This window comes from Streptomyces sp. NBC_01077, assembly GCF_045162855.1.
In the GTDB taxonomy this organism is placed as follows: domain Bacteria; phylum Actinomycetota; class Actinomycetes; order Streptomycetales; family Streptomycetaceae; genus Streptomyces.
In genome coordinates this window covers 6,467,815-6,493,630 of record NZ_CP108669.1, presented here as the reverse complement: position 1 = coordinate 6,493,630, position 25,816 = coordinate 6,467,815, and the positions used below count along the sequence as shown (strand labels likewise).

At 70.6% G+C, this 25,816-nt stretch carries 27 protein-coding genes; 11 read left to right on the top strand and 16 right to left on the bottom strand.

Annotation, left to right across the window (positions count from 1 at the left end; genetic code table 11):
- Window positions 1–50: 50 nt before the first annotated feature.
- Window positions 51–380 (bottom strand): ATP/GTP-binding protein, encoded by a 330-nt coding sequence (locus OG462_RS29615; RefSeq protein ID WP_406062226.1) that lies wholly within the window; start codon window positions 378–380, stop codon window positions 51–53.
- A gap of 199 nt (window positions 381–579) precedes the next feature.
- On the opposite strand from OG462_RS29615, the gene OG462_RS29610 reads away from it, so the two are divergent.
- The gene (locus OG462_RS29610; RefSeq protein WP_406062224.1) at window positions 580–1,614 is read left to right on the top strand and encodes an LLM class flavin-dependent oxidoreductase; all 1,035 of its coding nucleotides are present in this window, start codon (window positions 580–582) and stop codon (window positions 1,612–1,614) included.
- 119 nt (window positions 1,615–1,733) lie between these two features.
- Here the strand turns inward: OG462_RS29610 and OG462_RS29605 are convergent, their stop codons facing one another.
- Window positions 1,734–2,126 carry an SCO5389 family protein gene (locus OG462_RS29605; RefSeq protein ID WP_015036224.1) on the bottom strand — a complete coding sequence of 131 codons (393 nt, stop codon included), beginning with the start codon at window positions 2,124–2,126 and terminating at the stop codon, window positions 1,734–1,736.
- A gap of 249 nt (window positions 2,127–2,375) precedes the next feature.
- Here OG462_RS29605 and nucS point away from each other — a divergent pair, with 249 nt between their 5' ends.
- On the top strand, window positions 2,376–3,047 hold the full coding sequence (gene nucS, locus OG462_RS29600) for an endonuclease NucS (protein ID WP_406062223.1): 672 nt from the start codon (window positions 2,376–2,378) through the stop codon (window positions 3,045–3,047).
- A gap of 79 nt (window positions 3,048–3,126) precedes the next feature.
- Here nucS and OG462_RS29595 read toward each other — a convergent pair whose 3' ends face one another.
- From OG462_RS29595 to OG462_RS29585, 3 genes are all read right to left on the bottom strand, one after another.
- Window positions 3,127–5,787, bottom strand: a complete 2,661-nt coding sequence (locus OG462_RS29595) for an ATP-binding protein (RefSeq protein WP_406062221.1) — start codon at window positions 5,785–5,787, stop codon at window positions 3,127–3,129.
- A gap of 210 nt (window positions 5,788–5,997) precedes the next feature.
- The gene (locus tag OG462_RS29590; RefSeq protein WP_015036221.1) at window positions 5,998–6,321 is read right to left on the bottom strand and encodes an STAS domain-containing protein; all 324 of its coding nucleotides are present in this window, start codon (window positions 6,319–6,321) and stop codon (window positions 5,998–6,000) included.
- A gap of 126 nt (window positions 6,322–6,447) precedes the next feature.
- Window positions 6,448–7,296 carry a 3-hydroxyacyl-CoA dehydrogenase family protein gene (locus OG462_RS29585; protein ID WP_406062220.1) on the bottom strand — a complete coding sequence of 283 codons (849 nt, stop codon included), beginning with the start codon at window positions 7,294–7,296 and terminating at the stop codon, window positions 6,448–6,450.
- Window positions 7,297–7,517: 221 nt separating this feature from the next.
- Between OG462_RS29585 and OG462_RS29580 the strand changes: the two genes are divergently transcribed.
- From OG462_RS29580 to OG462_RS29570, 3 genes are all read left to right on the top strand, one after another.
- Complete coding sequence (locus OG462_RS29580; protein WP_406062218.1) at window positions 7,518–8,447, top strand: EamA family transporter; 930 nt, start codon at window positions 7,518–7,520, stop codon at window positions 8,445–8,447.
- Complete coding sequence (locus OG462_RS29575) at window positions 8,444–9,211, top strand: hypothetical protein (protein WP_406062216.1); 768 nt, start codon at window positions 8,444–8,446, stop codon at window positions 9,209–9,211. The genes OG462_RS29580 and OG462_RS29575 overlap by 4 nt, the downstream gene beginning before the upstream one ends.
- A gap of 91 nt (window positions 9,212–9,302) precedes the next feature.
- Window positions 9,303–10,448 carry a cysteine desulfurase family protein gene (locus OG462_RS29570; protein ID WP_406062214.1) on the top strand — a complete coding sequence of 382 codons (1,146 nt, stop codon included), beginning with the start codon at window positions 9,303–9,305 and terminating at the stop codon, window positions 10,446–10,448.
- A 28-nt stretch (window positions 10,449–10,476) separates the two neighbouring features.
- Here OG462_RS29570 and OG462_RS29565 read toward each other — a convergent pair whose 3' ends face one another.
- Entirely contained in the window at window positions 10,477–11,115 is a 639-nt protein-coding gene (locus tag OG462_RS29565; protein WP_406062212.1) for a TetR/AcrR family transcriptional regulator, read from the bottom strand.
- A 106-nt stretch (window positions 11,116–11,221) separates the two neighbouring features.
- On the opposite strand from OG462_RS29565, the gene OG462_RS29560 reads away from it, so the two are divergent.
- The 3 genes from OG462_RS29560 to OG462_RS29550 are packed head-to-tail and all read left to right on the top strand — an operon-like array spanning window position 11,222 to window position 13,362.
- Entirely contained in the window at window positions 11,222–11,995 is a 774-nt protein-coding gene (locus tag OG462_RS29560; RefSeq protein ID WP_406062211.1) for an ABC transporter ATP-binding protein, read from the top strand.
- Window positions 11,996–12,026: 31 nt separating this feature from the next.
- Complete coding sequence (locus OG462_RS29555; protein ID WP_406062209.1) at window positions 12,027–12,776, top strand: ABC transporter permease; 750 nt, start codon at window positions 12,027–12,029, stop codon at window positions 12,774–12,776.
- Window positions 12,777–12,789: 13 nt separating this feature from the next.
- Window positions 12,790–13,362: a cob(I)yrinic acid a,c-diamide adenosyltransferase gene (locus OG462_RS29550; RefSeq protein ID WP_406062207.1), complete on the top strand. Its 573-nt coding sequence runs from the start codon at window positions 12,790–12,792 to the stop codon at window positions 13,360–13,362.
- Here OG462_RS29550 and OG462_RS29545 read toward each other — a convergent pair.
- Window positions 13,282–13,902 (bottom strand): hypothetical protein, encoded by a 621-nt coding sequence (locus OG462_RS29545; RefSeq protein ID WP_406062205.1) that lies wholly within the window; start codon window positions 13,900–13,902, stop codon window positions 13,282–13,284. The genes OG462_RS29550 and OG462_RS29545 overlap by 81 nt on opposite strands.
- A gap of 152 nt (window positions 13,903–14,054) precedes the next feature.
- On the opposite strand from OG462_RS29545, the gene OG462_RS29540 reads away from it, so the two are divergent.
- The 3 genes from OG462_RS29540 to OG462_RS29530 all read left to right on the top strand — a co-directional run bounded on the left by OG462_RS29540 (window position 14,055) and on the right by OG462_RS29530 (window position 17,873).
- Window positions 14,055–15,251 carry a sensor histidine kinase gene (locus tag OG462_RS29540; protein ID WP_406062203.1) on the top strand — a complete coding sequence of 399 codons (1,197 nt, stop codon included), beginning with the start codon at window positions 14,055–14,057 and terminating at the stop codon, window positions 15,249–15,251.
- Window positions 15,248–15,901 (top strand): response regulator, encoded by a 654-nt coding sequence (locus tag OG462_RS29535; RefSeq protein WP_406062201.1) that lies wholly within the window; start codon window positions 15,248–15,250, stop codon window positions 15,899–15,901. Before OG462_RS29540 ends, OG462_RS29535 begins: the two co-directional genes overlap by 4 nt.
- A gap of 124 nt (window positions 15,902–16,025) precedes the next feature.
- Window positions 16,026–17,873, top strand: a complete 1,848-nt coding sequence (locus tag OG462_RS29530; protein WP_406062199.1) for a glycosyl hydrolase family 18 protein — start codon at window positions 16,026–16,028, stop codon at window positions 17,871–17,873.
- A 63-nt stretch (window positions 17,874–17,936) separates the two neighbouring features.
- Here OG462_RS29530 and OG462_RS29525 read toward each other — a convergent pair whose 3' ends face one another.
- The 9 genes from OG462_RS29525 to atpB all read right to left on the bottom strand — a co-directional run bounded on the left by OG462_RS29525 (window position 17,937) and on the right by atpB (window position 25,700).
- The gene (locus OG462_RS29525) at window positions 17,937–18,383 is read right to left on the bottom strand and encodes a DUF2550 domain-containing protein (RefSeq protein ID WP_015036211.1); all 447 of its coding nucleotides are present in this window, start codon (window positions 18,381–18,383) and stop codon (window positions 17,937–17,939) included.
- 142 nt (window positions 18,384–18,525) lie between these two features.
- Window positions 18,526–18,900, bottom strand: a complete 375-nt coding sequence (locus tag OG462_RS29520) for a F0F1 ATP synthase subunit epsilon (protein WP_266896701.1) — start codon at window positions 18,898–18,900, stop codon at window positions 18,526–18,528.
- 111 nt (window positions 18,901–19,011) lie between these two features.
- A complete protein-coding gene (gene atpD, locus OG462_RS29515; protein WP_406062197.1) occupies window positions 19,012–20,454 on the bottom strand; it encodes a F0F1 ATP synthase subunit beta in 1,443 nt (480 codons plus the stop codon).
- Window positions 20,454–21,371: a F0F1 ATP synthase subunit gamma gene (locus OG462_RS29510; protein ID WP_319309819.1), complete on the bottom strand. Its 918-nt coding sequence runs from the start codon at window positions 21,369–21,371 to the stop codon at window positions 20,454–20,456. The genes atpD and OG462_RS29510 overlap by 1 nt, the downstream gene beginning before the upstream one ends.
- A gap of 20 nt (window positions 21,372–21,391) precedes the next feature.
- A complete protein-coding gene (gene atpA / locus OG462_RS29505; RefSeq protein WP_406062196.1) occupies window positions 21,392–22,990 on the bottom strand; it encodes a F0F1 ATP synthase subunit alpha in 1,599 nt (532 codons plus the stop codon).
- Window positions 22,991–23,139: 149 nt separating this feature from the next.
- A complete protein-coding gene (locus tag OG462_RS29500; protein WP_406062194.1) occupies window positions 23,140–23,955 on the bottom strand; it encodes a F0F1 ATP synthase subunit delta in 816 nt (271 codons plus the stop codon).
- Window positions 23,952–24,497: a F0F1 ATP synthase subunit B gene (locus OG462_RS29495; RefSeq protein ID WP_383869337.1), complete on the bottom strand. Its 546-nt coding sequence runs from the start codon at window positions 24,495–24,497 to the stop codon at window positions 23,952–23,954. The genes OG462_RS29500 and OG462_RS29495 overlap by 4 nt, the downstream gene beginning before the upstream one ends.
- Window positions 24,498–24,538: 41 nt before the next feature.
- Window positions 24,539–24,796, bottom strand: coding sequence for an ATP synthase F0 subunit C (gene atpE / locus OG462_RS29490; RefSeq protein ID WP_093874070.1), 258 nt, complete (start codon window positions 24,794–24,796; stop codon window positions 24,539–24,541).
- Between the two features lie 94 nt (window positions 24,797–24,890).
- Window positions 24,891–25,700: a F0F1 ATP synthase subunit A gene (gene atpB, locus OG462_RS29485; protein ID WP_406062191.1), complete on the bottom strand. Its 810-nt coding sequence runs from the start codon at window positions 25,698–25,700 to the stop codon at window positions 24,891–24,893.
- Window positions 25,701–25,816: the final 116 nt, after the last annotated feature.

Here is a 25,816-nt window from a genome sequence, read left to right as displayed (position 1 = left end):
AGCTCTTCGGAACATCGGCGCCTCAGTACGCCGGGCTCAGTACGCCGGGCTCAGTACTTCGGCGCGTTGCGGGACCGCTGCACCCTGCTGGTGCGGCGGTCCTTCGCGTTCCAGCAGGCCTTGTGCCAGTGGCGCCGGTCGTCCACTCCCCCGTACTCCGGCCAGGCGACCACGTGCGGGGCGCCGCCGGGGATCTCCTGGTCGCAGCCGGGGCAGCGGTAGCGCTTGCCGGGCGCGCTCGCCCCGGCGACGAGGCGGACGTACCACTCCTCGCCCTGCCAGGTCTCGGTGCGCTGCACGCCGCCGTACCGGTCGTCGTGATCGCCCTGCTGCTGCTCGGGCTTCTCGCCGCCTCGGGAGCGGTTGTGGCGCGGGGACACGGGCACACCTCACGGGGTCCGGGGACACGGAACGTTCCGTCAAGCCTACGGGCCGCCATGTGGTGCCCCGGGCCCCATCCATGAGGGCTTAGCCGAAAATCGCAAGAACTTCATGAACGGCCGTTGCCTTTGGCACGTGTCAGACGTTGGTGCCGGTGCGAGGGGAGTTACGCGTCGGCCGCAAAGGAGGCACAAGGCGATGCGCGTGGGTACGTTCGTTCTGGCCGCCCAGTTCCCGGGCCAGGGACAGGGTGAGGCCCTGCACCGGGCGGTGCGGACCGCCGAGGTCGCCGAGGAGGCGGGCCTCGACTCGGTCTGGCTGGCCGAGCACCATTTCGTGCCGTACGGGGTCTGCCCCTCGGCCGTGACACTGGCCGCGCTGATCCTGGGCCGCACACGGCGGCTGCGGGTGGGCACGGCGGTGAGTGTGCTGCCGAACGTCCACCCGGTCGCCCTGGGCGAGCAGGCGGCGCTGCTGCACCTCACATCGGGCGGCAGATTCACCCTGGGGGTGGGCCGCGGCGGACCCTGGGTCGACCTGGAGGTCTTCGGCGCGGGCCTCGGCGCGTACGAGCAGGGCTTCCCCGAAGCGCTCGACCTGCTGCTGCGCTGGCTCTCCGAGCCTCGTGTCGGCGCCGAGGGAGAACGATTCGCCTTCCGTGAAGTGCCGGTGGTGCCCCGCCCCGACGAGCTCATCGGCGGGGAGGCCGCCCCCGAGGTCGTGGTGGCCTGCACCTCGCCGAAGAGTGTGCGGCTCGCCGCCGAGCGCGGACTGCCGATGCTGCTCGGGATGCACTGCGGCGACGAGGAGAAGGCCGAGATGGTCACGGCCTGGGCGCGCTGCGCGCGGGAGGCCGGGCGGGACCCGGACGAGATCGCGCGGATCGGGGCCCACCATGTCTCGGCGGGCGTGGCCCAGCTCGCGGACCGGGGGGCGGACGCGGCCGAGGCGCTGGTGAAGGCGATGCCGGGCTGGCTGAAGCAGGGCCTCGACGCGCATGTGACGGTCGACGGCCGGCACCGGGCGATGCGGGACCCCGTGGCGTACACGGAGCTGCTGTGCGGTCTGCACCCGGTGGGCACGCCCCGGCGCGCGGCGGACCGGCTCGCGGCGACGGCGGAGCGCACGGGCATCACCCGCTTCGCCCTGCTCGCCGAGGGCACGGGCGACCTCGCGTCGACCGAGGAGAACGTGCGGCGGCTCGGCGCGGAGGTCCTGCCGCTGCTCGTCTGACCGCACGGGCAGCGGAAGGACAGGGGGACCGTGCTGCCGCTCCGGCATCTCCGTCGCGGCGATGCGCGTCGACACGCATCGATCGCGTCTCCCGCGATGCGGAGCGGCAGCACCATGTCTCAGCAGTCGCGCAGTTCCGGCGACTGGTTCAGCAGCTGCCCCCGTACGGACGTGAAGCGGGCGAGCCGCTCGTCCACCGACGGGTCCAGCGGGAACACCGCCACCCGGTGGCAGTTCTGGAAGGCGAGACGCACCCCGAAATGCCGCTGCAGCGCACCACGAATGGCATCGCTCGCGAGCGCGCGCAGCAGCTGACCACGTGCCTGCTCATTCGGCGGCGGCGTCTGGTTGTCGGCGAACTCTCCGCCGTCGACCTTCAGCTGAGCCACCAGAGAACTGATCATCTCCCATGCGTAGGGCAGGGAGGTCCGGACGCAGTCGACGAAGTCGGCTTCGTCGACCTCGCCTCGCTCGGCCTGTTCCAACAGTGCCGGTGAGACGTCGAGCGACATGGGTTCTCCTCTCGCGACCCCGCGCGCGGGGTCTTGCGGGCAGGGACGAAGGCCGGTCGGCCGACACGCAGCGTGCACGGACGACGACCTCCAGCTTCCACGGTAAGCGCGCAATCCTGACCGCACCAGGAGATGGGGAACACAACCGGCTGATAACCGACGGGTGTTCGGCTCAGGATCATGCCCAGGGGGTGCCCGGGTGATGCCCGAATCGCGCGGAAGAGCGCCCGTCTTGTAGCGTTGGCGACCATGCGTCTCGTCATTGCCCGTTGCTCCGTGGACTACGCGGGCCGGCTCACGGCCCACCTGCCCTCCGCGCCCCGTCTGATCCTGATCAAGGCAGACGGCAGCGTCTCCATCCACGCGGACGACCGGGCGTACAAACCGCTCAACTGGATGTCCCCGCCGTGCACCCTGAAGGAGGGTGCCGACGGTGAGGCCGGCATCTGGACCGTGATCAACAAAGCGGGCGAGAAACTGATCATCACGATGGAGGAGATCCTCCACGACTCCTCGCACGAGCTGGGTGTGGACCCGGGTCTCATCAAGGACGGCGTCGAGGCGCACCTCCAGGAACTGCTCGCCGACCGCATCGAGACCCTCGGCGAGGGCTACACCCTGATCCGCCGCGAGTACCCGACCGCGATCGGCCCGGTGGACATCCTGTGCCGGGACTCGGACGGCGCGACGGTCGCGGTGGAGATCAAGCGGCGCGGCGAGATCGACGGCGTCGAGCAGCTGACCCGCTACCTGGAGCTGCTCAACCGCGACCCGCACCTCGCGCCGGTGCGGGGCGTCTTCGCGGCGCAGGAGATCAAGCCGCAGGCGCGGGTGCTCGCGACGGACCGCGGGATCGGCTGCGTGGTCCTGGACTACAACGCGCTGCGCGGCATCGAGGACGACAAGCTGCGGCTGTTCTGACAGCGGCGCAGGCAGCGGTACGGGGACGGCCCCGGGTGCGGTGAACGCGCCCGGGGCCGTCCCCGTCTCCGTACGTCCGTCAGGCGGGCGTCTGCGAGCCGGTGGAGCCGTCGGGGGCCGGCGAGCCGCCGAGCGTCGAGGAGGCGGAGTTGCTGGGGCTGTTCTCCTCCGTCGTCGGAGCGGTGGTCGGCGGGTCCGTGGTCGGCTGCGGCGGGGTCGTCGTCACCGGCGGAGGGGTCGTCGTCGGCGGCTTGATCGTCGTGGTCGGCGGCTTCGGGGGCGTCGTCGTGGGCCGCGGCGGCCGCGTGGTCGGGTTCGTCGGCGGCTTCGTCGTCGCGGGCGGCGTCGTGGTCGTCGGGCTGCCCGAGGGCGACGGGGTGCCGGAGGTTCCCGGGGTGCCGGGGGTGCCCGAGCTCGACGGGTCCGACGGGGAGGCGCTCCCGGAGACGGACGGGCTCGGGGAGCCGGAGCGGGTGGCCTCGCCGGTCTCGCCGGGCTCCCCCGCCCCGCCCTCGTCCGGCTGCTCCTCGCCGTCGAGGCCGTCGTCGGTGGAGTCCTCGGTGGCCGTGCTGTCGGAGGTGACGCGGTTGGTGGCCGGGTCCTCGCCGTTGCCCGAGGTGGCGCCGAGGGTCACGACGGTGCCGAGGACGGCGACGAGGAGCGCACCCGCGCCGACGGCGGCGAGGTTGCGGCGGGCGCCGTTGATGATGCCGCCCTTGAGGCTCGGGCGGCCGGTGCCCTTGACGGCGTCGGGGCGGGCGATGAGCGTCGGACCCTCGTCGGCGAAGTCGGGGAACGCCGGGATCGGGGCCTGCGCCGGGCCTCGTCCGGGACCGCCGGCCGACGGGGCCTGCCGTACGGCTCCGCCCGGCAGCGGCGCCGTGACGGGCTCGGGGCCCGGTCTGCGGGCGGGGCCGCGCAGGGCCGGGGTGCCGCGCGGCGGCGAGACGGGCTCCTCGGCACGGGTCACGGCCGCGGCGGCGTGCTCCCCGGCGAGGTCGGCGACGAGGGCGAGCGCCCGACGGCCCGCGACGGTGCCGCGCTTGTCGGCGAGCACCCCGCGCATGCCGATGGAGGCCTCGAGCTCGGCGCGGGCCCGCTCCAGGTTCCCGGCGCACAGGGCGAGGACGCCCAGCTCGTGGTGGAAGTAGGCCTCCTCGGCGACCTCGCCGGTGAACCGGGCGGCCTCCTGGCCGGCGCGCAGGGCCCGCTCCCAGGCGCCCCAGTGCAGTCCGGCGGCGAAGGCGGGGGCGGCGGCGCGGGCGAGCAGGACGGCGGTGGCGCGGTGCTCGGCGTCCGTGTCGGGGGTGCCTCCGGTGCCGGTGACGAGGACGGTCAGGGCGGCGAGGAGGGCGTCGGACTCGGCGGCGGCCCGCTCGGGGGTGACGGAGGGGTGGGCGGCCCACCAGGCGTAGTGCTGGGCGACGGTGTGGGCGCGGTCGGCGGCAGCGTCGTCGGGCCCGTACCCCTGGGCGAGGAGCTGGGTGAGGACCCCGGCGGCGAGCCGGTAGCGGGGGCCGACCGGGGAGAGCAGACCGCAGGCCATGAGTTCGCCGAGGGCGGCGTCGGCGTGGGTGTCGCCGACGAGGGCCGGCAGATGGGCCTGGTGCGGGACCTCGCCGCCGAGGGCGACGGCGAAGCGCAGGGCGGTCTGGGCGGAGCGGCTGAGGCGGGAGGCGAGCAGGGCGGCGGGGGCGGCGCCCTCGCCGAGGCTGGGCAGGGGTATCTCGCGCAGTTCGACGTCGGGGTCGTCGACTCCGTCGAACGCTGCCGCGGCGGCGGCCGCGGCCGCGTCGGGGTCGGTCGGCCCGAAGGCCTCTTCGAGGGCGCCGAAGGCGTCGAACTCGGCGGGGGTGACGCGGAGCCGGTCGCGCTGGCGGAGCAGGGCCCCGGCCTGGACGAAGCGCAGCGGCAGGCCCTCGGACTCGAACCAGAGGTCGCCGGCCCAGTTGGCCTCGTCGTCGGTGAGGGTGCGGCCGACGGCGCTCTCCAGGAGCTTCAGTGCGGCGCCGCGGCCGAGGCCGGCGAGGTGGAGGTCCTCGACGTGGGCGTCGACCGAGGGGGCGGGGGTGTCGGGTCCCGCGGCGAGCAGGAAGGCGCATTCGGGGGCGGCGGCGAGGAACTCGTCGAGGGCGGCGCCGCCGAACTCCAGGTCGTCGACGACCACGACGGCGCCGATCTCGCGGAGCCGGTCGAGGAGCACGGCGCGGCCGGGCCGGTGGTCGGGGGCGTACCGGACGGCGGCGAACAGCTCGTGGAGGAGCTCGGCCGGGGTGCGGTGGTGGCCGGAGAGCCGGACGACTCCGTCGGGCGCGAGGCCGGCGCAGTCGGCGGCGACCGCCTCGAGGAGGGCGGTGCGGCCGGATCCGGCGGGGCCGGAGAGCCGGGCGGAGCGGCCGCGGCCGAGGATGCCGGCGAGGCGCTCGCGCTCCTCCCCGCGTTCGAGGAGGGGCAGCGTGGGCGCGGCGGGTCCCGGCGGGACGGCCGGGGTGGCGGCGCGGGCGGCCTCGGCCCGCTCCTCGTCGGTACGGGGGCGGGGGGCCGCCGGCTGCTGTCCCGGCGGGCAGGGTTCGATCTCGCTGCCGTCGACCGGGTTGACGGTGACGAGCAGGTCGCCGGAGACGAGCCGGACGACGCGGGCACGCGCGGGTGCGGGCGCGGGCGTGCCGCGTCCCTGGCGGGCGTCGTCGCCCTCGCCGTCGTGTCCGTACTCCTCCGGCCCCCGGTTGATCGGGTCCATGGTCCAAGCCCCCAAGAAGCGGTGTCCGGTGCCCGCCGGGTGGGTCCGTCAATGTGCAGGCGACCGAACCCTAGACCGTGCTCAGGCGGTCGGGAACAGGTGGGGTGCCCACGAGACCAAGACGTCACGGTCTTGTGAGGATTGAGTGTGACGCCTGGTTCACACACGTGCTTCACACAGCTGCTTCACACGCCCGCCGGCCCCCGGCCGTCACACCCGGGGCAGGGACTCCAGCGCGAGGCCGCCCTCGATGGCGAGGATGCGGTGCAGCTTGGTGGCGACGAGCAGCCGCTGCATCTGCGGCGGCACACCGCGCAGGACGAGGCGGCGGCCGCAGCGGCCCGCGCGTCGGTGGGCGCCCATGATGACGCCGAGTCCGGTCGCGTCCCAGGAGTCGAGTCCGGTCAGGTCGAGCACCAGGTCGCCGACTCCGTCGTCGACGGCCGAGTGCAGGACCGTACGGGCGTCCGCCGCGCTCCGGACGTCGAGGCGGCCCCCGACGACCAGCTCGACATGGTCGCCCCTGATGTGCATATGCGCTCCCCGAGAGTGCTCCGTCTTCGCAACAACTGACTGCCGCACCGGCAGAAGCGTTGCGCCTTGTCAGCGAACCGGTACCGAAATTCACCCCACGGGGTGAGGCGGGGTGGCGGGTACGGCTCAGTACTTGTAGAAGCCCTGCCCGCTCTTGCGGCCGATGTCACCCGCGTCCACCATCCGGCGCATCAGCTCCGGCGGCGCGAACTTCTCGTCCTGGGACTCGGTGTAGATGTTGTTGGCCGCGTTCACCAGGATGTCGATGCCGGTGAGGTCGGCGGTGGCGAGCGGGCCCATGGCGTGGCCGAAGCCGAGCTTGCAGGCGATGTCGATGTCCTCGGCGGTGGCGACGCCGGACTCCTGGAGCTTGGCGGCCTCGACGACGAGCGCGGAGATCAGCCGGGTGGTGACGAAGCCGGCGACGTCGCGGTTGACGACGATGCAGGTCTTGCCGACGGACTCGGCGAAGGCGCGGGCCGTGGCGAGGGTCTCGTCGCTCGTCTTGTAGCCGCGGACGAGCTCGACGAGCTGCATCATCGGGACCGGCGAGAAGAAGTGGACGCCGACGACGGCCTCGGGGCGCTCGGTCACCGCGGCGATCTTGGTGATCGGGATCGCGGAGGTGTTGGAGGCGAGGACGGCGCCGTCCTTGGCGACCTTGTCGAGCGAGCGGAAGATCTCGTGCTTGACGTCGAGGTTCTCGAAGACGGCCTCGACGACGATGTCGGCGTCGGCGACGGCGTCGAGCTCCGTGGTGGCGGTGATGCGGCCGAGCGCGGCGTCGGCGTCCTCGGCGGTGAGCTTGCCCTTGGCGACGAACCTTTCGTACGACGCCTTGATGCCGTCGGTGCCGCGGGTGAGGGCGGCGTCGGTGACGTCACGCAGGACGACGTCCCAGCCCGCCTGTGCCGAGACCTGTGCGATTCCGGACCCCATGAGTCCGGCCCCGATGACGGCGAGCTTCCTGGCCACGATGTTCCACCCCTTAACGCCTGTTCACTTCTGGCTCTCCGGCGGAGATTAGCGGTCTGGAGGCGCCATGTGACCGTGAAGTAATGCGCGTCACGCCCTCTTTGACGGACGTCACACCCGCAGCACCCCGTTCGGGCACCTCCACGGTCGCCACATACCCTCGGGGGGTATATGGTCGAGCGCACTTGTCCGGCTGCCGTCGCACGGGAGGAGCCGCCGTCATGCGTCCGTACGCCCTGGGGACCGCCCCCGCGCCACTGCTCCTGCTCACCGGCATGGTCAGCCTCCAGTTCGGCTCCGCCTTCGCGAAGCGGCTCTTCGAAGAGACCGGCCCGGCCGGCGCCACCCTGTTACGGCTGCTCATCGCCGCCGCCCTGCTCTGTCTGCTCTCCCGGCCCGCGCCCCGGCTGCTCCGCACCCACTGGCGATTACTGCTCCCCTACGGAGCCGTGTTCACCGTGATGCAGTTCTCGTTCTACGAGGCGACCTCACGGCTCCCCCTCGGAGTCGTGGTGACACTGGAGTTCAGCGGACCGCTGCTGCTCGCCGCCCTCACCTCGCGGCGCGCGCTCGACCGGATCCGGGTGGCACTCGCCGGCATCGGCCTGCTCGTCCTCGGCGGTACGAAGGGCATGGACGACCCGGTGGGCCTGGCCGCGAGCCTGCTCACCGGGGCCGCGCTCACCGGCTACATCCTGCTCGGCGCCCGGGTCGGCAGGGCCGTACCCGGCGGCTCGGGCCTGGCCCTCGGCCTCACCGTGGCGGCCGTGCTCGCCCTGCCCGCCGCCCCGGCCCTCGGTCTGCCCTCCCCCGGCGTCCTGCTCGAACCGGGGGTGCTCGGGGCCGCGCTCGCAGTGGCCGTCCTCACGACCGTGGTGCCGTTCTCGTTGGAGTTCGCCGCGCTGCGGCGGATGCCGCCGCGGGTCTTCGCCGTCCTCTCGACGGTGGAGCCGGTCATCGCCGCCCTGGTGGGCCTCGCCCTGCTCGGCGAAGCCCTGACATGGGTCCAGTGGGCGGCCGTGCTCTGCGTGGTGGGCGCGGCGGTCGGCACGGGCCTGTCCCCGGGCACGCCCGACGCAGCCGAACCGCCGGACACCTCCACCGCACCGTCCGATCGATCCCCCTCCCGGAAGAACGGAGTGCACTCATGACCACCCTGCCCACCTCCCGGAGCCGTACGGGCCCGACGCCCCGTGTCGCGCCCCTCCTGGAGACCGTCTCCACGACCTCCCGCTCGGCGGTCCTCGTGGCGGGCGGCTACTTCGACACGGCCGCCGGCATCGGCGCCTTCTCGCTCAACTCCTTCGCCCTGGCGCAGGAGACCGGCGCGGCCGCGCGCGGGCTGCACCGCGGCAACAAGGTGCTCTACGACGTCATCGTCAACGACCTCGGGATGTCGTGTTCCACCGACGTCTGTACGCTGCCGGCCACCGGCCCCGCCGAGACCGACCTCTCCCCGCTCACCGCCTCGGCCGCCCGGGCCGGGATCTCCTTCACCGTCACCCGCGAGCGGAACCTGCGCAATCGCGCCGCCCGGTCGATGAAACGGTGGTTGCGCGACCCTTCGGCCCAGCCGCTGTTCACCCGCGAGGGCGACGAGATCGTCTTCCGCTCCCGTCAGTACGAGAAGGTGCTCGCCGGAGTCGTCAAGGACGACCACGTCGTACCGCGCTGCCCGCTGATCGTCGCCGAGTACTTCGCCCGCTACTTCGCCCGGCTGCGGCGGGCCTTCCCCGACTGCGCGCACCGCCATGTCGTCGACATCAACTCGCTCGCCGACCGGGACAAGGTGACCAAGGGCGCCGAGATCTACCTCCGGACGCACGGCACGCCCGAGGAGGAGATCGTGCTGGTCTTCGCCGACGCGGCCTGCGCCGATCCGCTGGCCCTGACCTACACGGCGTACGACTTCTGACCACCCTTCACAGCCGAGCATCCGAACAGCCGAACGTCCGAGCACGCGAGCATCCGAGCACCCGTCACAGCGGAAGAGGGAGAGAACCGGCATGTCCACGATCTATCTCGACCACCAGGCGACCACCCCGACGGACCCGGCGGTCGTCGAGGCGATGCAGTTCGCCGCCACCCACTGTTACGCCAACCCGTCCAGCCCGCACGCCGCCGGCATCCGCGCCTTCCGTGAGGTGGAGCGGGTGCGCGGGGCGGTCGCCCGGCTCGTCGGGGCGGGGCGCAGCGAGATCTACTTCACGTCCGGTGCGACGGAGGGCAACAACCTCGCGATCAAAGGGGTCGTACGGTCCGGCACGGCCCGTCATGTGGTGACGACGGCGGTGGAGCACAAGTCCGTGCTCGACACGTGCCGTTCGCTGCGGGAGGCGGGGCACGAGGTGACGGTGCTGCCGGTCGACGAGGAGGGCCGGGTCGATCCGGGGCAGGTGGCGGCGGCGCTGCGGCCGGACACCGCGCTCGTCTCGGTGATGCTCGCGAACAACGAGGTCGCCACGGTCCAGCCGGTCGCCGAGATCGGTGCGCTGACCCGGGCGGCGGGGGTCCCGCTGCACTGCGACGCGACCCAGGGCGTGGGCTCGCTGCCGGTGGACGTACGGACGCTCGGCGTCGACCTGCTGACCTTCTCCGGGCACAAGATCTACGGCCCCAAGGGCGTCGGCGTCCTGTACGTCTCCAACCGGCTCTCGGACCGGGCGCCGCTGGTGCCGTTGCTGCACGGCGGCGGTCAGGAGCGCGGGCTGCGCGCGGGCACCCTCAACACCGCGGCGGTCATCGGCCTCGGCGCGGCCGTCGGGGTCCTCGCGGCGGGCCGGGAGGAGGAGGCGGTACGGCTCGCGGGGCTGCGGGCACTGTTCCTGTCCGAGCTCGCGGAGCTCGTCCCGTACGCGCTCAACAGCGGTACGGGGCCGGGTTTCCTGCCGCACGCCGTCAATCTGTCGTTCCCGGACGTGGACGCGCAGCAGCTGCTCCTGGAGGTCGCCGATCTGGCGGTGTCGACGGGCTCGGCCTGCAACAGCTCGGCCCAGGAGCCCTCGCACGTGCTGCGGGCGATCGGGCTGTCACCGGAGCGGATCCGGGGCAGCGTCCGGATCTCGTTCGGCCGCTTCACGACGGAGGCGGACGCGGTCCGCGCCGCCCACGCCCTGGCGGCGGTGGCCCGACAGCCTTCGCGTACGGCGTGACGGTCGGACCCGGCGTACCGAGCCGGCGTCAGTCCTCCCGTACCGCGTAGTCCAGCACCTTCTCGCTGAGCAGCTCCTCGATCTCGTCGAGGAGCACGAGCGCCTCGCGGGAGACGGTGGTCGCCCTGCCTCCGGTGGTCATCTCGCGGGTGATGTAGCCGACGACGGTGTTCTCGATCCAGGTGAGCTGGCCGCCGACGAGCAGCGGCAGCGGGTCCTCGGCGGGCGCGCCGGTCTCCTCGCGGAGGGTGGCGACGACGGCGTCGTGGACCTGCTGCTGGACGTGGAAGAGCCGGGCCTTGAGGGTGGGGGCGTGCTCGATGACGTTCATGAACGCGTCGAAGCCGTCCATGAGGCCGTACGCGGGTGACACGGCCCCGATGTCCTGGCGGAGTTCGCGCAGGACGGCCCGCGCGGCGGACTCTCCCCGGTCGCGGCCGCGGATCGCCCGGGCGAGGCGCTGGGTGACGCCGTCCATCCGGTCGAGGAAGAGGTCCTCCTTGGCCGGGAAGTAGTTGTAGACGGTGTTGACGGAGACGTCCGCCGCCTCGGCGACGTCCGCGACGGTCACGTGGACGAAGCCGTGTTCCAGGAAGAGCCCGGTCGCGATGTCCGAGATCCGCTGCTTCGTCTCGCGCTTCTTGCGTTCCCTGAGTCCCTCGGCCATGCCTCTCATCCTAGGCTCCCTGAAATCTTACCGCCTCCCCAACTTTGCCTCCTCTGAATTTTTGGAGACGTTGCAAAATTTCAGTGACTCTGTTTTTGTAGTCGCCATGCCCATCATCAGTACGGCCGGGCTCGCCCGGACCTTCACCACCAGGAACGGCCCCGTGGAGGCCGTCCGCGGAATCGACCTCACCGTCCGGCCCGGCGAGATCCTCGGACTGCTCGGACCCAACGGCGCCGGCAAGACCACCACCCTCCGGATGCTCACCACACTCCTCGCGCCCACCGGCGGCGCCGCCACCGTCGCCGGCCACGACCTCGTACGGGACCCCGCCGCCGTCCGCCGCCGCATCGGGTACGTCGCCCAGTCCGGCGGCCTCGACCCCCAGGAGACCGTCCGCTCCGAGCTCGTCACCCAGGGCCGGCTCTACGGCATGAGCCGGGCCCGCGCGACGGCCCGGGCCGAGGAACTTGCGGCCGACCTGGGGCTCACCGAGCTCCTCGACCGCAGGACACCGGCGCTCTCCGGCGGCCAGCGCCGCCGGCTCGACCTCGCCATGGGGCTCACCCACCGGCCGGAGATCCTCTTCCTCGACGAGCCGACGACCGGCCTCGACCCCGGCAGCCGCGCCGACCTGTGGGCCCTGGTGCGGCGACTGCGCGACGAGCACGGCACCACCGTCGTCCTCACCACCCACTACCTGGACGAGGCCGACACCCTCGCCGACCGGCTGGTCGTCGTCGACCGGGGCACGGTCGTCGCCGAGGACACCCCCGCCGCCCTCAAGGCCGCCCACGGCGCGGCCACCCTCCAGGACGCGTTCCTCGCCGTCACCGGGCGCGGCCCGGCCCCCGTCGACACCACTCCCGTAGCCGTCTAGGACCCGACCCCATAGCCCGCTAGGACATCCGATGCTCCTCCACGACACCGCGCTCCTCTTCGGGCGCTACGCCCGCCAGACCCTGCGCTCCCCGTTCCAGATCTTCTTCGGCGCCCTGATGCCGCTGCTCTACCTGCTCCTCTTCGGGCCGTTGCTCACCGGGCTCCCGCTCGGCCGCGAGGGCGACTCCTGGCAGATCCTCGTCCCCGGCCTGCTGCTCCAACTCGGCCTCTTCGGCGCCTCGTTCGCCGGTTTCTCCATCATCATGGAGAAGAACTGGGGCGTGTTCGACCGGATGCGCGTCACCCCGGTGAGCCGGCTCGCCCTGCTGCTCGGCCGGGTCCTGCGGGACGCCGCGCTCTTCGTCTTCCAGGCGGTGCTGCTCGTCCTGGCCGCCCTGCCGATGGGCCTCAGGGCGCCGCTCGCCGGCATCCTGATCGGCTTCGGATTCGTGGCGCTGCTGTCGGTGGCGCTGGCCTCGCTCTCGTACGCCCTCGCCCTGAAGCTGCGCACCCCGCAGGAGTTCGGACCCGCGATCAACACGCTCGCGATGCCGGCGATGCTGCTGTCCGGCCTGATGCTGCCGATGACCCTCGCCCCCGGCTGGCTGGACGTGCTCTCGCGTCTGATGCCGTTCCGCCATCTGGTGGACGCGGTCCGGGAGGCGTACATCGGCCACTACACGACACCGACACTGCTGTACGGGGTGCTGATCGCCCTCGCGGTCGCGGCGCTCGCCGTGACGGTGGGCACACGGACGTTCCAGAAGGCCATCGCCTAACTAGGCTGGCCCCATGGTCAATCTGACGCGTATCTACACCCGTACCGGCGACCAGGGCACCACGGCGCTCGGCGACATGAGCCGGACCGCCAAGACGGATCTGCGGATCTCGGCCTACGCCGACGCCAACGAGGCCAACGCCGCCATCGGCACGGCGATCGCCCTCGGGCAGCTCGACGAGGACGTCGTGAAGGTCCTCGTCCGGGTCCAGAACGACCTCTTCGACGTGGGCGCGGACCTCTGCACGCCGGTGGTGGAGGACCCGAAGTACCCGCCGCTGCGGGTCGAGCAGAGTTACGTCGACAAGCTGGAGGCCGACTGCGACCTCTTCCTGGAGCAGCTCGACAAGCTGCGCTCCTTCATCCTGCCGGGCGGCACGCCCGGGGCAGCGCTGCTGCACCAGGCGTGCACGGTGGTCCGGCGGGCGGAGCGCTCCACCTGGGCGGCCCTGGAGGTGCACGGCGAGACGATGAACGCCCTGACCGCCACGTACCTCAACCGCCTGTCAGACCTGCTCTTCATCCTTGCGCGTACGGCGAACAAGGAGGTCGGGGACGTGCTCTGGGTCCCGGGCGGGGACCGCTGAGTCGTTCACCGGGGCCTTCTTCGGCCAGATCGCGTAGCTGAGCGCGATCAGGCCGTGGATGCCCGCCGCCCGCCAGGCGACGAAGATCCAGCCGTACAGCCCCTCGGTGTCGCCGTCGTCGCCGACGTACCAGGCCGCCAGGAGCAGCAGGCCCGAGGCGACGGCCGCGGCGACCGCCGAGCCGAGCCAGACCGCACCCTCGTGGCGGGCCCGGGCCATCCCGTACTGCGGCGGCTTCGGGGGCCGGGGCGCTCCGCCGAAGCGGTGGGCGGCGTGGCCGTCGAGCCACTTCACGGTGCGGTGGCCGTGGCCGACGGTGTAGCCGATGTAGAGGGCGGCGAGGCCGTGTTTCCAGCTGGGGTCGGCGCCGTTCTTGAGATCGATCGCGGTGACGACCAGCAGCAGAACCTCCAGCAGCGGCTCGCAGAGCAGCAGCGCCATACCCGTCCGGGGCATCTTCAGGAGGTAACGGGTGGCGAGGCCGGCGGCCAGCAGGACCCAGAACCCGACCTCGCAGATGACGATCAGCGTGACGATCACGACGGTTCCCCTTTCGGTTCCCCTTCAGCGTCCCGTGGGATCCGGCCGAATTCGTCGTCGCCGGTGACGACGTCCCCCTACATCGTTCGACGGAGGGACGGATCGGCCCGGACGAGGAGGTCAGGGCAGGTACGGGCGTGTTGGATGAGTGCGTGACACTCCCCCGCCCCCACCGCCTCGACCTGTTCATCGCCCTCTCGGGGTTCGCCACCGGCCTGCTGCTGTGGTCCTTCGGTCTCTACACGACCGGCGACCGCGTCTTCGACCAGCGGTGGGCGGCGCTGATCCCGCTCGCGGTGATGGCCTCGATGGAGGCGCTGCGCCGGACGAGGCCGCTGACGGCGCTGAACGTCGGCACCCTCGCGCTCGTCGCCGACCAGCTCACCAACGGGAACCTGGTCACGGTCCTGATGTTCACGGACGTCGTCTACGCGGCCGTCGTGTACGGGAAGCCCGCCTCCGCCCGCCGGATCCCGTACACGACCGGACTGATCACGGTCGCGGTGACCATCGGCTTCCTCGTCTGGTGGCAGAACGCGATCGCCCTGCTCGTCGGAGTGATCAGCGGAATGATCTCCTTCATGCCCGCAATGACCGGCGCCGTCGTCCGCAACCACCGGGACGCGGCGGAGGGAGCCCGTCTCCGGGCGGAACAGACGGCGCTGCTCGCCGAGATGGACCGCAGCCAGGCCGTCGTGGCCGAGCGGGCCCGGATGGCGCGCGAGCTGCACGACATGGTCGCGAACCATCTCTCGGCGATCGCGATCCACTCCACGGCGGCCATCTCGATCGACGAACCGGCCACGACCCGGCAGGCACTGACCGTCATCCGGGAGAACAGCGTGGCGGGTCTGTCGGAGATGCGACGGCTCATCGGGCTCCTGCGGGACAGCAGCGGGGACGCGGAGCCGGCCGCCGCGCCCACCCTCGCGGGTCTGGACGCCCTGGTCGACCAGGCGCGGACGAACGCCCGGTCGAGCGGTCTCGTCCTCGTCCTGGAGGACACCCGGGACACGGAGGCAGGCCTTCCGGCACCGGTCGAGCTGGCCGCGTACAGGATCGTGCAGGAGTCCCTGACGAATGCGCTCAAGCACGCGGCACCGGGCGAGGTCCGGGTGGTGCTCGGCCGCGGACGCCGAGCCCTTACGGTCGAGGTGACGAGTACGTCCGGGGAGCGCCCCGGCCCGACCGCGCCCGGTTCGGGGGCGGGCCTGGTGGGGATGCGGGAGCGGGTGGACCTGCTCGGCGGCGTGTTCGAGGCGGGCCCGGTGATGGACACCGGGGGTCGGAAACAGTGGCGCGTCCGGGCGGAACTGCCCATCGACGCGAAGGACGAGGAGCGGGCATGACAGTGCGGGTGGTGGTCGCCGAGGACCAGTCCGCGGTACGGGCGGGTCTTGTGCTCATCCTGGGCAGCGCGCCGGACATCGAGGTCGTCGGGGAGGCGCCGGACGGCGAGCGGGCGGTGGAGCTCGCGCGCGAACTGCGCCCGGATCTGGTCCTGATGGATGTGCAGATGCCCCGGATGGACGGGGTGACGGCGACCGGGATCGTCGTGTCGGAGGGGCTTGCCGATGTGCTGGTCCTGACGACCTTCGATCTCGACGCGTATGTCTTCGGGGCGCTGCGGGCGGGGGCCTCGGGCTTCCTGCTGAAGAACGCGGACGCGCGGGAGCTGATCGAGGCGGTACGGACGGTGGCGCGCGGCGAGGGACTGATCGCCCCGGCGGTGACCCGGCGACTGATCGCCGAGTTCGCGGCGGCGGGCCGTCCGGCGCGGGCGACGGCGGGGACGGACCCCTCCGTGCTCGATGCGCTGACGCCCCGGGAGCGGCAGGTGCTGTCGACCCTCGGCCAGGGTCTGTCGAACGCGGAGATCGCGGTACGGCTGGACATGGCGGAGGCGACGGTGAAGACCCATGTCAGCAAGGTGCTCGGAAAGCTGGCGCTGCGGAGCCGGGTCCAAGCGGCCGTCCTAGCACAGGAGTTGGGGGTCTAGCAGGACATCGGCGACGTTGGTCTGGACCTCTTGACGATTGGTCCAGACCTTTCTACGCTCGCGGGGCGCGCGCATCTTCACGGACCACCCCCACCCATGTCCGTCCGCAACTTGAGGAGCACCGTTGAGCACTCAAGCACCGACGCGCAGAACAGGGTTCAGACACCGGGCCGCCGCCGGTCTCACCGCCCTGATCCTGCCGCTGGCCGCCATGGTCGGCCTCGCCACCCCCGCCGAAGCAGCCACCTCGGCCACGGCCACGTACACCAAGACCCAGGACTGGGGCACCGGGTTCGGTGCCAGCTGGACCGTCAAGAACACCGGTACCACCACCATCAGCTCCTGGACCGTCGAGTGGGACTACCCCGCCGGCACCTCGGTCACCTCCGCCTGGGACGCCACCGTCACCAGCGCCGGCACCCACTGGACCGCCAAGAACGTCGGCTGGAACGGAACCCTCGCCCCCGGCGCCTCCGTCTCCTTCGGCTACAACGGCGCGGGCCCCGGCGCCCCCAGCGGCTGCAAGATCAACGGCGCCGCCTGCGACGGCACCAGCCAGCCCGGCGACAACGCCCCCTCCGCCCCCGGCACCCCCGTCGCCTCCGGCATCACCGACACCTCGGTGAAGCTCACCTGGACCGCGGCCACCGACGACAAGGGCATCAAGAACTACGACGTCAAGCGCGACGGCACCACCGTCGCCACGGTCACCGGCCTCACCTACACCAACACGGGCCTGACCGCCGGCACCGACTACAGCTACACCGTCGTCGCCCGCGACACCATCGACCAGACCGGCCCCGCGTCCGGCGCGACCCCCGTCCGCACCACCGGTGGCGGCGGCGGCCAGCCGCTCCCCAACGCCGTGAAGATGGGCTACTTCACCAACTGGGGCGTCTACGGGCGCAACTACCACGTGAAGAACATCGTGACCTCGGGCTCCGCGTCCAAGATCACCCACATCAACTACGCGTTCGGCAACGTCCAGGGCGGCAAGTGCACCATCGGTGACGCCTACGCCGACTACGACAAGGCCTACACCGCCGACCAGTCCGTCGACGGCGTCGCCGACACCTGGGACCAGCCGCTGCGCGGCAACTTCAACCAGCTGCGCAAGCTGAAGAAGGCCTACCCGAACATCAAGATCCTCTGGTCCTTCGGCGGCTGGACCTGGTCCGGCGGCTTCGGCCAGGCCGTCCAGAACCCGACCGCCTTCGCACAGTCCTGCTACGACCTGATCGAGGACCCGCGCTGGGCCGACGTCTTCGACGGCATCGACCTGGACTGGGAGTACCCCAACGCCTGCGGTCTCTCCTGTGACACCAGCGGCGCCGCCTCCTTCAAGAACATGATGCAGGCCATGCGCGCCAAGTTCGGCGCCAACTACCTGGTCACCGCGGCCGTCACCGCCGACGCCTCCGCCGGCGGCAAGATCGACGCCGCCGACTACGCGGGCGCCGCGCAGTACATGAACTGGTTCAACGTCATGACGTACGACTTCTTCGGCGCCTGGGCGGCGCAGGGCCCGACGGCCCCGCACTCCCCGCTCACCTCGTACGCCGGCATCCCGCAGGCGGGCTTCAACTCCGCCGAGGCGATCGCCAAGTTCAAGGCGAAGGGCGTCCCCGCCAACAAGCTGCTGCTCGGCATCGGCTTCTACGGACGCGGCTGGACCGGCGTCACCCAGGACGCCCCCGGCGGCACGGCGACCGGCCCCGCGCCGGGCACCTACGAGCAGGGCATCGAGGACTACAAGGTCCTCAAGACCTCCTGCCCGGCGACCGGCACGATCGCGGGCACGGCGTACGCCAAGTGCGGCAGCAACTGGTGGAGCTACGACACCCCGGCCACGGTCACGTCCAAGATGAGCTGGGCGAAGAACCAGGGCCTGGGCGGCGCGTTCTTCTGGGAGTTCAGCGGTGACACCGGCAACGGCGAGCTCGTCGGCGCCATCAACACCGGTCTGAACTAACCCCACGGGGAAACGACGAAGCGGGGGCCGGCGCAGCACGCCGACCCCCGCTTCTTCATGCACCTACGCGACGTTCACCCTCTGGCCGGGAGGCGCCGCCTCCAGCCAGGCCATGAAGCCCGTCCGGGCGTCCTCGCTCATCGCGAGCTCCAGACGGACGCCCTCGTACATACAGGGCTGGATCACCATGTCGGAGAGCAGCGCGAGCTCCTCCTCGCCCTCCGGCATCCGGCGCTCCAGAGCCACGATGGACGAACGCTCGAGCACCCGGCGCGGGCGGGGCGCGTACGAGAAGACACGGAACCAGGCGATCTCGTCACCGCTGTAGCGGGCGACGCCGTACACCCAGCCCTTGCCGCTCGGATCCGGCTCGTCGGGGACGTTCCAGTGCAGCGAACAGTCGAAGGTGCCGCCGGCGCGCTGGATCAGCCTCCGGCGCAAGCCGAAGACGAAGAGCCCGATCACCACCAGTGCGACGACCAGGCCGCACACGAGCAGAGCGAGGAACATCTTCACCGACCTCCTCGCTGCGTCCCGTAGCCGACACCGCCGGCAGAACCGAATACAACCTGCATCTGCATCGCCTCAGCCGCGGCACGGTCTGGAAAATTCCAGCCGTGCCGCGGCTGAGGGCACTACTCTGCGCGGACCGTCAGCGGACCGCTACCGCGCGCAGCCGGACATCGGCGCGCCGCTCGGCGGCGGCGTCGGAATCCGACTTCGCACGCTCCAGCGCGCGCTCGGCGCGCTGGGCGTCGATCTCGTCCGCCAGCTCGCAGATCTCCGCGAGCAGAGACAGCTTGTCGTCGGCGAACGAGATGAATCCACCGTGGACGGCGGCGATCACAGTCGCGCCCTCGCTGGTACGGATGGTCACCGGGCCCGACTCCAGCACACCGAGCAGCGGCTGGTGGCCGGGCATGACGCCGATGTCGCCGGAGGTGGTACGCGCGATGACCAGGGTGGCCTCGCCGGACCAGACACTCCGGTCCGCGGCGACCAGCTCGACGTGCAGCTCAGCAGCCAAGGGTGGCTCCTCGGGTCACCACCCGGCGGTCGTGCCGGGTGTTGGGGTCAATTCTAGTGGGCGTGGTGAGGGGGGCGGGACGGATCCCACCCCCCTCGGGCAGCACGAGGCTCAGGAGACGCCGAGTTCCTTGGCGTTGTTCTTGAGGTCCTCGATGCCACCGCACATGAAGAACGCCTGCTCGGGGAAGTGGTCGTACTCACCGTCACAGATCGCGTTGAACGCGGCGATCGACTCGTCGAGCGGAACGTCCGAACCATCCACACCGGTGAACTGCTTCGCCGCGTGGGTGTTCTGGGACAGGAAGCGCTCGACACGGCGGGCGCGGTGGACAACGAGCTTGTCCTCCTCGCTCAGCTCGTCGATACCGAGGATCGCGATGATGTCCTGGAGGTCCTTGTACTTCTGCAGGATTCCCTTGACGCGCGTGGCGGCGTCGTAGTGGTCCTGCGCGATGTAGCGCGGGTCCAGGATCCGGGACGTGGAGTCCAGCGGGTCCACGGCCGGGTAGATGCCCTTCTCGGAGATCGGACGGGAGAGAACCGTCGTCGCGTCGAGGTGGGCGAAGGTGGTGGCCGGAGCCGGGTCGGTCAGGTCGTCCGCGGGGACGTAGATCGCCTGCATCGAGGTGATCGAGTGACCACGGGTCGAGGTGATGCGCTCCTGGAGGAGACCCATCTCGTCGGCCAGGTTCGGCTGGTAACCCACCGCGGAGGGCATACGGCCGAGCAGGGTCGACACCTCGGAACCGGCCTGGGTGAAGCGGAAGATGTTGTCGATGAAGAACAGCACGTCCTGCTTCTGCACATCGCGGAAGTACTCCGCCATGGTCAGACCGGCCAGGGCGACGCGGAGACGCGTGCCCGGCGGCTCGTCCATCTGGCCGAAGACCAGCGCGGTCTTGTCCAGAACGCCGGCCTCCTCCATCTCCACCATGAGGTCGTTGCCCTCACGGGTGCGCTCGCCGACACCGGCGAAGACGGAGACACCGTCGTGCAGCTTGGCCACACGGACGATCATTTCCTGGATCAGAACGGTCTTGCCGACACCGGCACCACCGAACAGACCGATCTTTCCACCCTTGACGTACGGGGTGAGAAGGTCGACGACCTTCAGGCCGGTCTCGAACATCTCGGTCTTGGACTCGAGCTGGTCGAAGGCCGGGGCCTTGCGGTGGATCGTCCAGCGCGGCGCGTCGGCCACGGTGGACTCGTCATCGTTCAGCACCTGACCCAGCGTGTTGAACACGCGGCCCTTGGTGACGTCACCGACGGGAACGGTGATGCCCGTGCCGGTGTCGGTCACCGGGGCCTGGCGGACCAGACCGTCGGTGGGCTGCATGGAGATGGCGCGGACGACGCCGTCACCGAGGTGCTGGGCGACCTCGAGGGTCAGCGTCTTGGTCGCGCCCTCCTCGGTCGGGTCCATGACCTCGACGTGCAGCGCGTTGTAGATCGCCGGCATCGCGTCGACGGGGAACTCCACGTCGACGACCGGGCCGATGACCCGGGCGACGCGGCCCGTGGCGGCGGCCGTCTCAACAGTGGTCGTCATTACTTGTCACTCCCCGCGGTCGCGTCGGCCAGGGCTGCGGTGCCACCGACGATCTCGCTGATTTCCTGGGTGATTTCGGCCTGGCGGGCCGCGTTGGCAAGTCGGGAGAGATTGTTGATCAAGTCTCCCGCGTTGTCGGTAGCCGACTTCATCGCGCGGCGCGTGGCGGCGTGCTTGGAAGCAGCCGACTGGAGCAGCGCGTTGTAGATCCGGCTCTCGACGTACCGAGGCAGCAGGGCGTCGAGGACGTCCTCCGCCGACGGCTCGAAGTCGTACAGCGGACGGAGCGTGTCCGAGTCGCCGGCCTCCTTCGCCACCTCGTCGAGGCTGAGGGGCAGCAGCCGGGCCTCGACCGCGGTCTGCGTCATCATCGAGACGAACTCGGTGTAGACGATGTGGAGCTCGTCCACGCCGCCCTCCGCCGTGTCCTTCTCGATCGCCTCGATCAGCGGTGCCGCGATCGTCTTGGCGTCGCCGTACGACGGCTGGTCCGTGAACCCGGTCCACGTACCGGCCAGCTTCCGCTCGCGGAAGTTGTAGTGCGCGATGCCACGACGGCCGACGACGTAGACGGTGACCTCGCGGCCCTCGCCCTCCAGCTTCGCCGTCAGCTTCTCCGCCGCCTTGATGGCGTTGGAGTTGAAGGCGCCGGCCAGACCGCGGTCGCTCGAGAGGAGCAGGACCGCGGCACGGATCGGGTTCTCCGCCTCGGTGGTCAGCGGGTGCTTGTCATTGGCACCCGTGGCCACCGCCGTGACCGCGCGGGTCAGCTCGGTCGCGTACGGAGTCGACGCCTGCACCTTGCGCTGCGCCTTGACGACACGCGAGGCGGCGATCATCTCCATCGCCTTGGTGATCTTCTTCGTCGCGGTGACGGATTTGATGCGACGCTTGTAGACCCGGAGCTGCGCTCCCATGAGTCAGGTCCCTTCCGTCGTCACTTCGAGACGTTGACGGCGGCAGGAGCGTCCTCGCCCAGCAGCTTGCCGTCAGAGGTCTCGAACTGCTTCTTGAACTCCGCGATGGCGTCGCCCACGGCCTGCAGGGTGTCGTCGGACATCTTGCCGCCCTCACGGATGGAGGTCATGAGACCGGAGTGGCTCTGGCGCAGGTACGCCAGGAGCTCGGCCTCGAAGCGGCGGATGTCGGCGACCGGAACGTCGTCCATCTTGCCGGTGGTACCGGCCCAGACGGAGACGACCTGGTTCTCGGTGGGCATCGGCTGGTACTGAGCCTGCTTGAGCAGCTCGACCATGCGCTGTCCACGCTCCAGCTGCGCCTTGGAGGCGGCGTCCAGGTCGGAACCGAAGGCGGCGAACGCCTCCAGCTCACGGAACTGGGCCAGGTCCACACGGAGGCGACCGGAGATCTGCTTCATCGCCTTGTGCTGGGCGGAGCCACCGACACGCGAGACCGAGATACCGACGTTCAGGGCCGGACGCTGGCCGGCGTTGAACAGGTCGGACTCCAGGAAGCACTGGCCGTCGGTGATGGAGATGACGTTGGTCGGGATGAACGCCGACACGTCGTTCGCCTTGGTCTCGACGATCGGAAGACCGGTCATCGAACCGGCACCCAGCTCGTCCGAGAGCTTCGCGCAGCGCTCGAGGAGACGCGAGTGCAGGTAGAAGACGTCACCCGGGTAGGCCTCACGGCCCGGCGGGCGGCGCAGCAGCAGCGACACGGCGCGGTAGGCGTCGGCCTGCTTCGACAGGTCGTCGAAGACGATCAGGACGTGCTTGCCCTGGTACATCCAGTGCTGACCGATGGCGGAACCGGTGTACGGCGCCAGGTACTTGAAGCCGGCCGGGTCGGACGCCGGGGCGGCGACGATCGTCGTGTACTCGAGCGCACCGGCCTCTTCCAGGGCGCCGCGAACGGACGCGATGGTCGAGCCCTTCTGGCCGACGGCGACGTAGATGCAGCGAACCTGCTTGTTCACGTCGCCCGAGCGCCAGTTGTCACGCTGGTTGATGATCGTGTCGACACACAGCGCGGTCTTGCCGGTCTGACGGTCGCCGATGATCAGCTGACGCTGGCCGCGGCCGACCGGCGTCATGGCGTCGACGGCCTTGTAGCCGGTCTCCATCGGCTCGTGCACCGACTTACGGGCCATAACGCCCGGGGCCTGCAGCTCGAGGGCGCGGCGGCCCTCGGTCGCGATCTCGCCGAGACCGTCGATCGGGTTGCCGAGCGGGTCGACGACGCGACCCAGGTAACCCTCACCGACACCGACGGAGAGGACCTCGCCGGTGCGCTGCACCGACTGACCCTCCTCGATGCCGCTGAACTCGCCGAGGACGATCGCACCGATCTCGCGCTCTTCGAGGTTCAGCGCGAGACCGAGGGTCCCGTCCTCGAACTTCAGCAGCTCGTTCGCCATGGCCGAGGGAAGACCCTCGACCTTCGCGATACCGTCACCGGCCAGGCTGACCGTGCCGACCTCCTCGCGCGAGGCCGCGTCCGGCTGGTACGACTGGACAAAGTTCTCCAGTGCGTCCCGGATCTCCTCCGGCCGGATCGTGAGCTCCGCCATCTGGGTTCCCTGCTCTCCTTGTTGGGCCCGAAGTTTCTTAAGGGGTCTGGGGGCCGACCCCCAGGAATCTTCTGCAATCTCTGCACGGCCCAACCGGGCCGCTGGTGAATCTGTGTAGCTGTGATGCCTTGTGCTGCTGGTGACGGTCGTCAGCCGGCCAGTCGACGGGTCGCCTCGTCGAGGCGCTCCGCGATCGATCCGTTGATGACCTCGTCGCCGACCTGCACCGTGATCCCGCCGAGGACCGAGGGGTCCACGTCCAGGTTCAGGTGCATCTCACGGCCGTACAGCTTGGCGAGTACGGCTCCGAGGCGCTGCTTCTGCTGGTCCGACAGCGGCACCGCCGTGGTGACGACGGCGACCATCCGGTTCCGGCGCGCCGCGGCGAGCTTGGAGAGGGACTCGAGTCCCGCTTCCAGGCTACGTCCCCGGGGCTGGGTCACCAGGCGGACGACCAGGCGCTCGGTGGCGGCGTGGGCCTTGCCGCCGAGCAGGCTGCGGAGCAGCGCGCCCTTGGCGGTGGCCGTGGCGGCCTTGTCCGTCAGCGCCGAGCGGAGCTCGGGGCTGGAGGACACGATCCGGCCGAAACGGAACAGCTCGTCCTCGACATCGTCGAGGGCGCCCGCCTTCTGCGCCGCGGTGAGGTCGGCGATGTTCGCCAGTTCCTCGGCCGCGTCGACCAGGTCACGCGAACGCGACCAGCGGGAACGCACCATGCCCGACACCAGGTCGACGGTCTCGCCGCCCACCTGACCGCTCAGGAGTCGCTGCGCGAGCTCGGCCTTGGCCTCACCCGACTGAGCGGGATCGGTCAGGACCCGGCGCAGCGACACCTCGCGGTCGAGGAGCGCGGTGACTGCGGTCAGCTCGTCCGAGAGCTTCGTCGCGTCGACCGGGGTGTTGTCGGTCAGCGCGTCGAGGGACTCGCGGGCGGCGGACAGTGCCTCGCGGCTCGCTCCGTTCATCGGACGGCCTCTGCCTTCTCCTCGAGCTCATCGAGGAAGCGGTCGATCGTCCGGCTCTGGCGGGCGGTGTCCTCCAGGGACTCGCCGACCAGCTTGCCGGCCAGGTCGGTGGCGAGCTTGCCCACGTCCTGACGCAGCGACGCGGACGCGGCCTTGCGGTCGGCCGCGATCTGCGTGTGGCCGGCCGCGATGATCTCCTCGCGCTGGCGCTGGCCTTCCGCCTTCATCTCCTGGATGATCGCGGTGCCCTGCTCCGTCGCCTCCTGGCGGAGACGCGCGGCCTCGTGGCGGGCCTCGGCGAGCTGGGCCTTGTACTGCTCCAGCACACTCTGAGCCTCGATCTGGGCCGACTCGGCCTTCTCGATGCCACCCTCGATGGCCTCGCGGCGCTGCTCCAGAACCTTGTTGATGTTCGGGAGGAGCTTCTTGGCGAGGAAGCCGAAGACGATGACGAAGGCGATCAGGCCGATGACGAGCTCGTCAAGATGCGGGATCAGAGGAGGCTGGGGCTCCTCCGCCTGCGCAAGAAGAAGCGCGTTCACATCAGTGCCTTCCGTAAAAGAATCGGGCAGTCGGTCCGGCTTTACTGGTAGACGAAGCCCATGACGATGCCGATGAGGGCGAGCGCCTCACAGAACGCGAAGCCCATGATCTGGTTGGTGCGGATCAGACCGGCGGCCTCGGGCTGGCGGGCGAGAGCCTGCGTACCGTTACCGAAGATGATGCCGACGCCGACGCCGGGGCCGATCGCGGCCAGGCCGTAGCCGATCGACGCGACGTTGCCGACCACGTTCTCCTTGGCGCCGGCGGCGAGGTTGACCATGTCGAGAGCAGCGGACATGCCGTTACTTCCTTCTCTTTCAATGACCCGGTGGGGGTTGGCCACCGGACGACTGTTGGATTGGGGGTGAAGCTACGATCCGGGACGGATCGGCTCAGTGGTGCTCGGAGAGCGCGCCCTGGATGTAGCTGCAGGCCAGGAGGACGAAGACGTACGCCTGGACGGCCTGGATGAAGAGCTCGAAGGCGGTCATCACGAGGACCATCACGAACGAGGCGCCGGCGTAGACGAAGCCGAGGCCGTTCATGAGGTACCAGGTGGCCAGCGAGAACATCACGATGAGCAGGTGACCGGCGAACATGTTCGCGAACAGTCGCACTGCGTGCGTGAAGGGCCGGATCAGCAGGTTCGAGAAGAACTCGAGCACGACGACCATCGGAAGGATCGCGCCGAGCGACTTGTCGTAGCCGACGATGTTCTTCCAGCCGCCGACGAAGCCGTGCCTCTTGAACGTCAGCGAGATCCACATGACGTAGACGATCAGCGCGAGGGCCGCCGGGAAGGCGATCAGCGAGGTGACCGGGAACTGGGCGAGCGGAATGATCGACCAGAGGTTCATGATCCAGACGAAGAAGAACAACGACACCATGAAGGGGACGTACTTCTCGCCGTCCTTCTTGCCGATGATCTCGTAGACGATGCCGCGGCGCACGAAGTCGTAACCGGCCTCGCCGACCATCTGCATCTTGCCGGGGATCAGCTTGGGCTTGGCGAAGGCGGCCCAGAAGAACCCGACGACCACGATGGAGCCGAGGAGGGCGAGCAGCATCGGCTTGGTGAGCTCGATGCCGGCCACCGTGGCGATGGGCTCGTACATGAACGTGTGCAGGCCCGGCGCCGGGAAGCCACATCCACTGAAGATGTGGCAATCCGGGTCGAAGGCAAGCGTCTGGTCAGCACTCACCGCGGGCTCCTTCAGCGTGGCGCATAGGTACGGCAACCTCGTTGTGTCGGCGCGGCACGCAGCCGCGGGTCGGCACTGGACTGGTCTTACGGATAAGGGGGCGGCGGTTCGGCATC